This window comes from Streptomyces sp. NPDC052109, assembly GCF_040680195.1.
GTDB lineage: Bacteria > Actinomycetota > Actinomycetes > Streptomycetales > Streptomycetaceae > Streptomyces.
Map to the genome: position 1 here is coordinate 241486 of NZ_JBFAWF010000008.1, position 12160 is coordinate 253645.

At 71.0% G+C, this 12160-nt stretch carries 10 protein-coding genes; 3 read left to right on the forward strand and 7 right to left on the reverse strand.

Annotation, left to right across the window (positions count from 1 at the left end):
• Positions 1-85: 85 nt before the first annotated feature.
• Both AB0L59_RS19345 and AB0L59_RS19350 read right to left on the reverse strand, forming a co-directional pair.
• Positions 86-409 (reverse strand): DUF2795 domain-containing protein, encoded by a 324-nt coding sequence (locus tag AB0L59_RS19345; protein WP_365584914.1) that lies wholly within the window; start codon positions 407-409, stop codon positions 86-88.
• 9 nt (positions 410-418) lie between these two features.
• The gene (locus AB0L59_RS19350) at positions 419-559 is read right to left on the reverse strand and encodes a hypothetical protein (protein WP_365584917.1); all 141 of its coding nucleotides are present in this window, start codon (positions 557-559) and stop codon (positions 419-421) included.
• A gap of 176 nt (positions 560-735) precedes the next feature.
• On the opposite strand from AB0L59_RS19350, the gene AB0L59_RS19355 reads away from it, so the two are divergent.
• Both AB0L59_RS19355 and AB0L59_RS19360 read left to right on the forward strand, forming a co-directional pair.
• Complete coding sequence (locus AB0L59_RS19355; protein ID WP_365584919.1) at positions 736-930, forward strand: DUF2795 domain-containing protein; 195 nt, start codon at positions 736-738, stop codon at positions 928-930.
• 251 nt (positions 931-1181) lie between these two features.
• Positions 1182-2255 (forward strand): NAD(+)/NADH kinase, encoded by a 1074-nt coding sequence (locus AB0L59_RS19360; RefSeq protein ID WP_365584922.1) that lies wholly within the window; start codon positions 1182-1184, stop codon positions 2253-2255.
• A gap of 625 nt (positions 2256-2880) precedes the next feature.
• Here the strand turns inward: AB0L59_RS19360 and msrA are convergent.
• Complete coding sequence (msrA, locus tag AB0L59_RS19365) at positions 2881-3402, reverse strand: peptide-methionine (S)-S-oxide reductase MsrA (RefSeq protein ID WP_365584924.1); 522 nt, start codon at positions 3400-3402, stop codon at positions 2881-2883.
• A 464-nt stretch (positions 3403-3866) separates the two neighbouring features.
• Here msrA and AB0L59_RS19370 point away from each other — a divergent pair, with 464 nt between their 5' ends.
• Positions 3867-5579, forward strand: a complete 1713-nt coding sequence (locus AB0L59_RS19370) for a carbohydrate binding domain-containing protein (protein ID WP_365584927.1) — start codon at positions 3867-3869, stop codon at positions 5577-5579.
• A 357-nt stretch (positions 5580-5936) separates the two neighbouring features.
• Here AB0L59_RS19370 and AB0L59_RS19375 read toward each other — a convergent pair whose 3' ends face one another.
• The 4 genes from AB0L59_RS19375 to AB0L59_RS19390 form a co-directional block, all read right to left on the reverse strand.
• A complete protein-coding gene (locus AB0L59_RS19375) occupies positions 5937-7139 on the reverse strand; it encodes a permease (protein WP_365584929.1) in 1203 nt (400 codons plus the stop codon).
• Between the two features lie 325 nt (positions 7140-7464).
• Positions 7465-8235, reverse strand: coding sequence for an isoprenyl transferase (locus tag AB0L59_RS19380; protein WP_365585080.1), 771 nt, complete (start codon positions 8233-8235; stop codon positions 7465-7467).
• 307 nt (positions 8236-8542) lie between these two features.
• Complete coding sequence (locus tag AB0L59_RS19385; protein ID WP_365584930.1) at positions 8543-10981, reverse strand: FAD-dependent oxidoreductase; 2439 nt, start codon at positions 10979-10981, stop codon at positions 8543-8545.
• A gap of 211 nt (positions 10982-11192) precedes the next feature.
• On the reverse strand, positions 11193-12158 hold the full coding sequence (locus tag AB0L59_RS19390) for an ABC transporter substrate-binding protein (protein WP_365584933.1): 966 nt from the start codon (positions 12156-12158) through the stop codon (positions 11193-11195).
• Positions 12159-12160 lie beyond the last annotated feature (2 nt).

Here is a 12160-nt window from a genome sequence, read left to right on the forward strand (position 1 = left end):
CTGTCCAGTGACGGCTCACACTAGGGCGGGCGCACCGGGCCGTCAAGGTCGGGTACTGCCCAACGGCCCGGCAGCGGGCGGCCGTTCAGCGGTCGAACTCCTCCTGGATCGGTGTCCTCGGCTCCTCCCGCAGGTGCTGGGAGAGGCCGGGTTTGCCTCCCCGGCGGGCCTGTTCCGCCCGCTGTGCGGAGGTATGGCCGAGGTCCGAGTCCGGGTCCACCCGTACCGACCTCGCCACGTCCTCGCGGCCGGCGTACTGCTCGGCGGGGATGCCGCGCAGGGCCTTGACGACCTCGGCCGGCGCGCCCGCCTCACGCGCGGCGGTGACCAGGCGGTCCTTGTCGGCCGGGTACGACACGTCCTTCAACGCGGCCAGTACCTCGGGGACACTGGTGTGTGCGGTGCTCATGGCGCCTCCTCACTCGTCGCCTTCCTCGGCGTTCTCGTCTGCGTCGTCCTCACCCTCCGCCTGGGAGGGAGTCGTACGGGGCGGCTGCTCCGCCTGCGCGGGGGCGGTCTCCCGCTCGCCCTCCGCCTGCGTGGGGGTGTCCTCGCGCATGGGTCCTCCCCGGCGCGTACGTGCCTGTTCCGAGGCCCCCGGGTACCCGTCCGTCACCCGTCCCATGACCGGGGGGAACGCGTGGATCGCGGGCTTCCCATGGGTACCCGGCCAGTCCGGCGCAGCACGCGGCGCCGAGTCACGGACCGAGCACCGTCTCACCGCCAGGAGGAGCCATGGCGGGTGTCAGCCCCACCGATCTGCAGAAAGCCCTGTCCGGCGCGGACTACCCGGCCGACCGGGAGCAGCTGAAGAAGGTCGCCGAGGACAACCACGCCTCCAAGGAGATCACCGACCGGATCTCCCACCTCGGGAAGAAGGAATTCCAGAATCCCGCCGAGGTGAGCAGAGCCGTCTTCCGGGACGAGTGACCGACCATCCGCACGCGGCGGCCGGGGCACGGGCCCCGGCCGCCACACGTTCGGTGCGCGTGCGAACACGAGGCGGCGGAGCGCCGCCGGTCACCGGCGGCGGGCTCGCTCAGGGTGCGCAGCAGCAGCCAGCTCAGTGCCCGCATCAGGACGAGCGGGGCGAGGGCGAGTCCCCGGCGGCGTGGCGGAGGCCGCACCGGCACTGTCCGCGGTGAGGATGGCCCACGGGAACAGCCGGCTGGGAGGCGGACATGACGGTGAACCGTATCGGCCTGGTGGTGCACGGTGGACGCACCGAGGCCGTGGCCGCCGCGCGTGCGGTGCGCGAGTGGTGCGAGGAGCACGCCGTGGGGTGCTCCGACATCGACGTGTGGCGGCAGGGGGAGCGGCACAGTGCCCGGGAGGAGGTCGACGCGGCCGGCGACCCGGATCTGATCGTCACCCTCGGCGGCGACGGCACCTTTCTGCGTGGCGCCCGGCTGGCGGCCGAGAACGACGCCCTGGTACTCGGCGTCGACCTCGGCCGGGTCGGCTTCCTCACCGAGGTCCCGGTCTCGTCGGTGCGGGCGGCGCTGGACGCCGTCCGGGACGGGCGGATCACCGTGGAGAGCCGGATGCTGCTCACCATGCGGGCCTCGTGCCGGCTGGAGGTGCCCGCGCAGATGGAAGCGCTGCTGCGGTACGGCCGCGGGCCGATGCTGCCGCCGCCCCGGGTGCGCAGCGAGTGCGAGGCGGGTGACAACTGGGGCGTCGCCCTGAACGTCACCGCGCTGAACGACATCGTCGTGGAGAAGCTCGCCCGGGACCGGCAGGTGTCGGTCGGGGTCTATCTGTCCGGCCGGCTGCTGGCCTCCTACTCCGCCGACGCACTGCTGGTGGCGACGCCCACCGGCTCCACCGCGTACAGCTTCGCCGCGGGCGGCCCGGTCGTCTCGCCGCGCGCGGAGGGCCTGGTCTTCACGCCGGTGGCGCCGCACATGGTGTTCAACCGCTCGGTCGTGGCCGCTCCCGACGAGCCGATCGCGCTGCGGATCCTGGACCGCTCGGGCCAGGCCGCCGTCAGCATCGACGGGCAGTTGCGCGGCGTGCTGAGCGCCGGCGACTGGATCGGTGTGTACGCCGCGCCACGCCGGCTGAAGGCGGTCCGGCTGGGCCCGATGGACTTCTACGGCCGGCTGCGCGAGCGTATGAACCTCACCGACGCGCCGGCCGCGCTCGCCGACGGCGAGGCCGCTCCCCTGTGGCCGGTGACCACACCCCGGCCGGCCGACCTGGCCCACCTGGCACTGCCGCCGGCTCCCGACGAGGGGCAACCGCCGTCCTGAACTCGCCCATGCCGGCCGGGGTTTGCGCCGGGGGTGCCGGGTGCCGTGGCGCATCCGCCGGGTCGGAGGGGCGCCGGCAGCATGAGCGCGCCCGCGGCCACCGCGGCGGTGTGCGGTACGGCCGCGACGGCCAGGTTCTCCGGCAGGGACGTACCGGCGGGGTGAGTCTCCGCCACGTACGGCACGAACAGCGGCTTCCAGCCGCTCCGGGCGTGGAGCGACCCGGCCCCGACCGAGCCCGGCGTCAACGGGATCCGGCGCGGCAGGCGGGCGGGGCGGCCGCAGCCCACCGTCCGGGTGGCCGCGGAGGCGATGAGCGCCCACAGCCCCCACACACCGGTCAACAGCCGCTCGGCGGCGCCCCGTTCCGCCGGATGGGCGACACCGGCCCTACCGCCGAGTGCGCAGTAGATCCACACCGCCCCGAGCACCGCTCCGGCGCCCGCGCCCCACCGGACCCGGCGCCGCCGGAGATGGGCCGGGAGCCTCCACAGGTCATGGCGCCCCGAGGACGCGGCCGAAGTACACGCTGTTCCACAGCACCGGGCGATCGCGAAACGCAGGGCCGGGCCGGGCCGGGCCGGCGTCTGGAGAACCGGGCGGCCGGCAGGTGCCGGCCCGGGGCTCAGTTCGCGGCGGCCGACCCTCGCCGCGGCAGCTTCCAGTTCGGCCTCGGGAAGTGGCACGTGTAGCCGTTGGGGTAGCGCTCCAAGTAGTCCTGGTGCTCGGGCTCCGCCTCCCAGAAGTCGCCGACGGGCTCCACCTCGGTGACCACCTTCCCCGGCCACAGCCCGCTCGCCTCGACGTCCGCGATCGTGTCCACCGCGACGCGGTGCTGCTCCTCGTCGCCGTAGAAGATCGCGGAGCGGTAGCTGCGCCCGATGTCGTTGCCCTGGCGGTCCCTGGTGGTCGGGTCGTGGATCTGGAAGAAGAACTCCAGGATGTCGCGGTAGCTAGTCACCGAGGGGTCGAAGACGATCTCGATGGCCTCGGCGTGGTCGCCGTGGTCGCGGTAGGTGGCGTTCGGCGTGTCACCACCGCTGTAGCCGACGCGCGTGGACACCACGCCCGGCTGCTTGCGGATCAAGTCCTGCATGCCCCAGAAACAACCGCCTGCCAGTACGGCCCGCTCGGTTCCCACGGTCATCGGTCACTCCCTGAAGCTCGAGCCCGACACGGTCACGGATGCGCCGGTCACACGATCACCCAGCCTAATACCGCCGCCGAGCATCCCACGAACGGCGACCGTGGGGATGCGGTACGGCTGGACCCCGCGAGCCCGCCCCATGCCCGCCGGACGCCGGCGCTCCGCCGATCGAGCGGCACCCGCACCGCCCCGGGCCGACCGACGCCGGGAGATACGGCGGGACCGGCCCGGCCTTCCAACCCCCGTGTCCCGGCGTCGGATCGACCTGGCCGGCATCCGTTTCGAGCGGCGCCCCGATCACGTCGCCAAGGCGTGAACGGGCATCGGGAATCCGGATGGACGCAGTTGGTCTAGTCCTCTTGACGGAGCGACGCGCGAGCTGTTTGGTATGTACCAACGTCGGCCCTGTACGGCATCACCCCACCACTCCATGCCCTAGGGGCACCCCCGAAAGGGGCACTGTCATGCACCTGGCAAGATCAGCCGCGTCCGCATGCGCGCTGGCACTCGCGGCCACCGGCGCCGCCGTGGCTCTGGCACCCGCCAGCAGCGCGGCGGCGAGCAGCGTCTACTCCGTGGCCCCCTATGTCGACATGTCGAACAGCCAGGAAGGACTGCTCGACACCGCCATCACCGGGCACCACCTCAAGGCCTACACCGCGGCGTTCGTCCTCGGTGAGGGCTGCAACCAGATCTGGGGCGACACCCTCCCCCTCGGCAACGACTCCTACACAGACCCCGAGATCGCCAGGGCGAAGTCCGAGGGCGCCTCCGTCATCATCTCCTCCGGCGGGGCGAGCGGTGAGCCGCTCGCCTGGACCTGCTCCACCCAGAGCAGCATCGACGCCGGTTACCAGGCCATCATCAACGACTACGGCGTCACGCAGCTCGACTTCGACGTCGAGGGCGCGGCCGTCGCGGACACCGCGGCAGCGGCCCGCCAGATGCAGGCGATGAAGGACCTCAAGGCGTCCAATCCCAACCTGAAGTTCTCCATGACCCTGCCGGTGCTCACCAGCGGCCTGACCAACGACGGCGTCAACATCCTCAAGGCCGCCAAGAACGCGGGCATCAGGATCGACGTGGTCAACGTCATGGCCATGGACTACTACGCCGGCACGGGCACCGAGATGGGCCAGGGCGCGGTCGCCGCGGCCAAGGCCACGCTGGCACAGATGCAGTCCGTCGACTCCGGTTACACCTACGCCAATCTCGGGATCACCCCGATGATCGGCAAGAACGACGACGGCTCCACCTTCACCCTGGCGGACGCCCAGACGGTGGAGAGCTTCGCCGAGCAGAACGGTGTCGGGCGGCTGTCGTTCTGGTCGGCCAACCGGGACCAGCCGTGCAGCGGCAGCGCCAACTCGCTGCCCACATGCAGCGAGATCAGCCAGAACGCCCTGGCCTTCACGGACACGTTCGTGCCCTACGAGGGCAGCTCCGGTGGCGGGGGCGGAGGCACCACCACCGACTTCTCCCTGTCCCTGTCGCCGGGCTCCGCCTCGGTCACCCAGGGCGGTTCCGCGACCGCGACCGTCGCCACGGCCGTCACCTCCGGCAGCGCCGAATCCGTCAGCCTCTCCGCCTCCGGCGCCCCCTCCGGTGTCAGTGTCTCGTTCAGCCCCGCTTCCGTGACGTCCGGCGGCAGCTCGACGCTGACGGCGACGGTCGGCTCGTCCGTTGCCGCGGGCAGCTACCCGATCACCGTCACCGGCACAGCCGCCAGTGGCAGCCACAGCGCCACCTACACGCTCACCGTCACCACCAGCGGCGGCGGGGGCGGAGGCGGCGGGGGCTCGCTGACCAACGCCGGCTTCGAGACCGGCAGCGCGAGCCCCTGGACCTGCACGGGCGGCAGTACGGTGGTCTCCAGCCCCGTCCACACCGGCAGCCACGCCCTCCAGGTCACCCCGAGCTCCAGCGCCACCGGAGAGTGCGACCAGACCGTCACCCTCTCCCCCAACCACAGCTACAAGCTCACCGGTTGGGTACAAGGCCCCTACGCGTACATCGGGGTCAGCGGAGGCGCCACCGCCAGCACCTGGTCGAGCGGCACGAGCTGGAACCAACTGACGGTCAACTTCACCACCGGCGGCAGCGGAACCGTCACCGTCTACGTCCACGGCTGGTACGGCCAGGGCGACGTCTACGCGGACGACTTCACCCTGAGCTAGGCCGCACCCACCGCACCGCGCGTGCGGCACACCCCCTGCGCGGGGACGGTGTGCCGCACGCGCGACCGTTTGCGCCGCGAGGCGCGGCCGGGGGGCATCCCTCGGGATGTGGAAGTGAGCTCGTTCGGCCTGAGGCCGATGCGGGGACGGACGGGCTCGTGCGCCCGGGTAGACATGCGCCCGGTTCTTTCACCGCCCGGACCCGAGGGGCCCGGCCCGGCCGTCGTCCGGCGGCAATCCGTACGCGCGCGCCGAGGTCGGCATACGCCCGCAGGTGTTCGGTGCAGCGCACCTACGGCCGGGCGATCACCCCGAGTTCCCGGCAGGACCGGAGCTGTCGGAGTGCCGGCGGTGCGCTCAGTGGTCTGCGCCGTGGGCTCCCCCCTCATGGTGGCCGTGCCGCATGGGTGCGTCGTGGTCGTGGGCGCTGTCGGGTGCGCCGCCCATCATGCGCAGCATGGTGATCCCGCCGGTCCGGAGAAACCGCGTCAGGAGCACGGCGGAGAGGACGAGGAAGGCGATGTCGAGCCAGGTGGTGTAGTTCCAGCTGACGCCCCCCATGGGGACCTTGGCGTCGGCCTGATCGGGCATCAGGCCGAGGCTGCCGAAGGCGAACTCCACGAGGTATCCCGCGACGACCATCGCGAGGTAGAAGGTGCCGAGCAGGAAGGCGGCCGTCCTGGGGCCGTAGTACTTCCGGTAGATGTTGAGGATGGGCAGGATCAGCAGGTCGGCGAAGATGAACGCGACCACACCGCCGAAGCTGATCCCTCCCTTCCAGAGCACCACCGCCAGCGGCACGTTGCCGATGGAGCACACGAAGGAGGCGATCGCGACCAGTGGGCCGACGACGGGTCCCCACAGCTTGGCGGCGAGCGGATGGCCGCCGAAGAAGAAGGCGCGCCAGAACGAGTCCGGGACCCAGGCGGCGATGGCGCCGGCGATGAGCAGTCCGACGACCAGGTCGCGCAGGATCGCCGCCCATTCCATGACGAACACGTGGCTGGTCGCGGTGAAACCCTCGCGGGAGAACAGACGGCGGCCGAACGATCCCTCACGCCGCACGGACATGTCCATCGCCGCGTGGCCCTCCATCGCCCCGGAAAGCCCGCGTTCCGCCTGCTCGCGGGCCTCGCGCAGCAGCCCCTCGCGCAGGAACAGCCGGAACAGGACGGCCAGCACAATGATCATGACCGGCCCGCCGACGAACTCGGCCGCGGTGAACTGCCAGCCCATCAGCAGCGCCAGGATGACGCCAAGTTCGATGACGAGGTTCGTGGAGGCGATCTCGAAGGCCATCGCCGCGGTGAAGTTCGCGCCCTTGCGGAACAGCGAGCGGGCCAGCGCCACAGCGGCGTAGGAGCAGGAAGAGGACGCCACGCCCAGGGCCGCGGAGACGGCGAGGGTGCGGGGGCGGTCGTCACCGAGCAGGGACACAACCGTGGACTTGCGTACGACGGCCTGGACGACGGCGGACAGGGTGAAGCCCAGGATCAGGGCCCAGGTGATGTCCCAGGTCATGGACCCGGTGATCGACAGTGCGTGCAGTACGGCGTGCATGTGTGAAGCCTCCCCGGCCACGGAACCAGCGGGACCTGCGGCAACGGCGTCGCGCTCGATCGTACCGGAGGCCTGCGGTGGGTCCCGGAGCCGCTGCCCGCGGGTACGGAGTGGATCAGCGGGCGATGGGGCGGCGGCAGCCTGGACGATGCCGAGTTCGAAGCAGGCGTGGAGGTTCATGAACCGCGTCGGTCGGGCCGTGTGCTCGCGCATCGCGTCGGTGGCACGGGACTTCGACTCGCTCCGCGACCTCGTACCACCGCGCTGTCCCCCGCCGAAGCCGAAGGGGAAGCGTCACGCGGTCGCCTGCGCGTCCGGCGTCATGTCACCTGCCGTAACGCCGTTCCCGGGCGGCGTACGAGCGCAGGGCGCGCAGGAGGTCTATCTGGCGGAAGGCGGGCCACAGGACTTCGACGAAGTGCACTTCCGCATAGGCGGACTGCCAGAGCAGGAAGCCGGACAGCCGCTGCTCCCCCGAGGTGCGGATGATGAAGTCGGTGTCATGGCCCGCCGGGGAGTAGAGGTTGTCCGTGATGTGCTGGAGGTCGAAGTTCTCGGCCAGTTCGCGCGGGTCGCCTCCCGCGGAGATGTGCTTGTCGAAGGCGGACCTGACCGCGTCGATGATCTCGCGGCGGCCGCCGTAGCCGACCGCCACGTCGACCTTGAGGCCCGAACGGCCGTCGGTGCGCGCGACGGCGTCCTTCAGCTTCCGCGCCGTCTCCCCCGGCAGCAGATCCAAGGCGCCGATGACCTCGATCTGCCAGTCCTCGTCGGCCGCGCAGATGCTCGCCACGGTCTCCTCGATGATGGCGAGCAGCGGATCGAGCTGGGCGGGAGGCCGGTGGAGGTTGTCGTCGGACAGCATCCACAACGTGACGTGCTCGATGTCCGCCGCGTCGCACCAGCGCAGGAAGTCGCCGACCTTCGCACCGCCGACGCGGTAGCCCTCACGAACGTCGTCGTGCCCGGCTCCGCGGGCCCAGCGGCGGTTGCCGTCCAGCATGATGGCGACGTGCCGTGGACGCGGCTTGCCTTCCAGCTTGCGCGTGAGGCGCCTTACGTACAGGGCTTCCAATGCCGAGCGAAGCGCCCTCAGTGCCACGTGCCATGTCCCTTCGTCCCCACCAACGGCTAGCGAGGGTCACCGTATCGCCCGGTACGGAGCTTCAGCCATCGACGCCGGTCAGCCCGGCTCAGGCGGTGCCGGCGATGTGCTGTTCGACGTCGCTCTGGGACGTCGACGTGTGGCGGCCGCCGGCCACCGGGCCGGCCGGGACGAGCACATGCGCCGGCAGCGATGCGGCGCGGCGGACAGGACGGATACGGCGGTGCTCACGACGTCCGCGACCGCGCCGGCCCGACTGGGCCACCGACAGCACGTCCCGGCACTCGCCTCGGAACACTCAGCCGCGGAGACGGGACATCGTCGGGTCGAACAACGGTTCCTCCGCCACGACCGCCTCGACGCGCTGGTCGAAGTACCCGATGCGCACGGTGGTCCCGGGGACGCTGAGCTCCGCCGGCAGCCACGCATAGGCGATCCCCTTGCCGACGGTGTAGCCGTACGCGGCGCTGGTGACGTAGCCGACGGCACGGTCGCCGTGGTACACCGGCTCCTTGCCCATGACGACGGCCCGCGGGTCGTCGACGGTGAGGCAGGTCAGCCTGCGTCGCACCTCGGCCCTGCGCCGCTCCAGCGCCGCCTTGCCGACGAAGTCGCCCTTGTCGAGCTTGACGGCGAAGCCGACGCCGGCCTCGTAGGGGTCGTGCTCGTAGGTCATGTCGGTACCGAAGGACCGGTAGCCCTTCTCCAGGCGGAGGCTGTTGAAGGCACCCCGGCCGGCGATGACGCCGCCCAGCGGCTCGGCCGCCCGCCACAGGGTGTCCCAGAGCTTCAGGCCCTGGTCGGCGGTGGTGTACAGCTCCCAGCCGAGCTCACCGACGTACGACAGGCGCATCGCGGTGACCGGCACCGAGCCGATGTAGGCGCGCCTGGCGCGGAAGTACTTGAGACCCTCGTCGGAGAAGTCCTCGTCGGTGAGCGGCTGGAGGACCTCGCGGGCCAGTGGGCCCCACAGGCCGACGCAGCAGGTGCCGGGGGTGATGTCGCGGACCTGGACCGTGCCGGCGGCCGGGAGGTGGCGGGTGAACCAGTCGAGGTCCGGATTGCCGTTGGCGCCGACCTGGAAGAGGTCGTGCCCGAGGCGGGCGACGGTGATGTCGCTGCGGATGCCGCCGTCGTGGTCGAGGAGCAGGGTGTACGTCACCGAGCCGACGGACTTGGCGACCTTGCCGGTGACCAGGCCCTCCAGGAAGTCGGCGGCACCGGGGCCGCTGACCTCCAGGCGCTTGAGGGCCGTCATGTCGTACAGGGCGACCTTCTCGCGGGTGACCTGGGCCTCGGCGCCGACGATGGGCGACCAGTAGCGGGCGGCCCAGTCGTTGGGCGTGGGGAGCGAACGGCCTTCGACCAGGCCCGCGTTGGCCTCGTACCACTGCGGGCGCTCCCAGCCGTTCGCCTCCAGGAAGAACGCGCCGTGTTCCTGCTGGCGGGCGTAGAAGGGGCTGGTGCGGATCGGGCGTGGCGTCCCGGACGGCTGCAGGGGGTGGAGGATGTCGTAGACCTCGGCGAAGTTCTGGCAGTCGCGGGCCAGGACGTACTCCGGCGAGAGCTGGTGCGGCTCGAAGCGGTTGACGTCGCACTCGTGCAGGTCGAAGGAGGAGCAGTAGCCGTCGACGAGCCATTCGGCGACGGCCCGCCCGACGCCGGCGGAGTGGGTGACCCACACGGCCTCGGCGACCCAGAAGCCCCTGACGTCCGGGGACTCGCCGAGCAGCGGGTAGCCGTCGGTGGTGAAGGAGAACAGGCCGTTGATGCCCTCCTCCACCTTGGCCTCGCGGGTGGCGGGAAGCAGGGACCGGGTCTCCGTCCAGGCGTCCTCGAAGTCCTCCTCGGTGAACTTCAGGACCGAGGGCATCTCCTCGGCCTCGTCCACGGAGAGGATGTCGTCGGCGGAGATGGGCATGGGACGGTGGCCGTAGGAGCCGATGCCGAGGCCGTCGTAACGGTCGCGGTAGTAGAGGTCGGCGTCCTGGTGGCGCAGGATCGGCCGGACGGCCTCCTCGGTCTGGCCGGCGAGGGCGGGGACCGGGCCGGTCCAGGCGAGCTGGTGGGCCAGCGGGGTGAGCGGCAGGTTCATGCCGACCATGCGGGCGATTCTCGGGCCCCAGATGCCGGCGCAGCACACGACGATGTCGGCGGGGATCTCGCCCTGGTCGGTCAGCACGCCGGTGACGCGGCCCTCGCTCTGCAGGACGTCGAGGACCTCGTGGCGGGCGAGCGAGCGCACGCCGCGCTCGGTGGCCCGGCGGATCTGCGCCTCGACGGCGAGGACGGCCCTGGCGAGGCCGTCGGTGGGGACCAGGAGGCCGCCCAGGACCTTGTCGCGGTCGAGCAGCGGGTGCTTGTCCACGCACTCGTCGGGGGTCAGCAGGCGCGCCTCGATGCCCCAGGCGGTGATCCAGCCGTGGCGGCGGTGCAGCTCGGCGAGGCGCTCCGGGCTGGTCGCCACTTCGAGGCCGCCGACCTGCAGGAAGCAGGGCTTGCCGTCGACGTCCAGGGAGCTGAACTTCTCGACGGTGTACCGGGCCAGTTCGGTCATCGTCTTGGAGGGGTTCGTCTGGAAGACCAGGCCCGGGGCGTGCGAGGAGGATCCCCCGGTGGCCGGCAGGGGGCCCTGGTCGACCACGGTCACCTCGGTCCAGCCGCGTGCGGAGATCTCGTCCGCGAGGGCCGCTCCCACGACGCCCGCTCCGATGATGACCACTCGGGGTCCCGCCATCGCCCAACCTCCGAACTCTGAGACCGGTCAAGTTGCTTTGTGCGCAACATGATGCAGGTTGCGCAACTCAATGTGCCTGTCGTGGTGAGGGGTGTCAAGGGGGCGGTGACGTCGGAGAACGGCCCGGAACAGGGCAATGCCCGGCGGGCGGTGCGCACCCCCTGCGCACCGCCCGCCGGGCATCTCCGACCGTCCTGTTGCCGACCCCGTGCTACTTCAGCCAGGCGTCGACCTTGTCGCGGTTGGCGTCGACCCATTTCCTGGCCGCCGCGTCGTCCGACATCTTGTCCACGGCGATGTACTTGGCCACGGTGTTCTGATCGTCGTTCGTCCAGTGGAAGTTCTTCACCAGCTTGTACGCCGGGCTCCCCGACCCGGCGAACCGCGTGCTGACGATCTTGTCCAGGTCATAGACGGGATAGTCGCAGGCGACCTTCGCCGCGTCGGCGTCGCAGCCCTTCGTGTACGTCGGCAGGTTGACCTTCACGAGCGGCACCTCGGACAGGAACCACTGCGGTTCGTAGAAGTAGCCGATCACCCACTGCTTGTTCTTCTCCGCGGTGCGGTACGCCTGGATGAGCGCCGTCTCGCTCCCCGCGTACACCACCTTGAAGTTCAGCTTCAGGTTCTTGACCAGAGCGGCGTCATTGGTGACGTACGACGGGTCGCCGTCGAGCAGTTGCCCCTTGCCGCCCGACTCGGACGTCCTGAAGTCGTCGGCGTACTTGTCGAGGTTCTTCCAGTCGGTGATGTCCGGGTGGGCCTTGGCCAGCCACGGCGGCACGAACCAGCCGATGACTCCCTTGTTGCCGGTCGAGCCTGCCTCGACGGCCGACTTCTGCTCGGTGATGTACTTCTTCTTCAGATCGTCGTGGCCCCAGTTCTCCAGGACGGCGTCGACCTCGCCGGTGCCGAAGCCCTGCCAGGCGATCTCCTCCTTGAGGTCCTTCTTGTTCACCTTGCAGCCCAGGTCGTGCTGGGCCACGTACGCGACGACCGCCGCGTCCGCCTCGTAGCCGACCCACGGGTTGACGGCCAGGTTGAAGGTGCCGCACGCGCCCCCGGAGGACTTCGAGCCCGCCGGGGTGCTGTCGCCGACCTTCGCCCCTGCGCACGCCGTGAGGGTGAGGCCGAGGACGGCCAGGCCGGCCGCGCCGGCTCGCCAGTGTCTTGCCATGG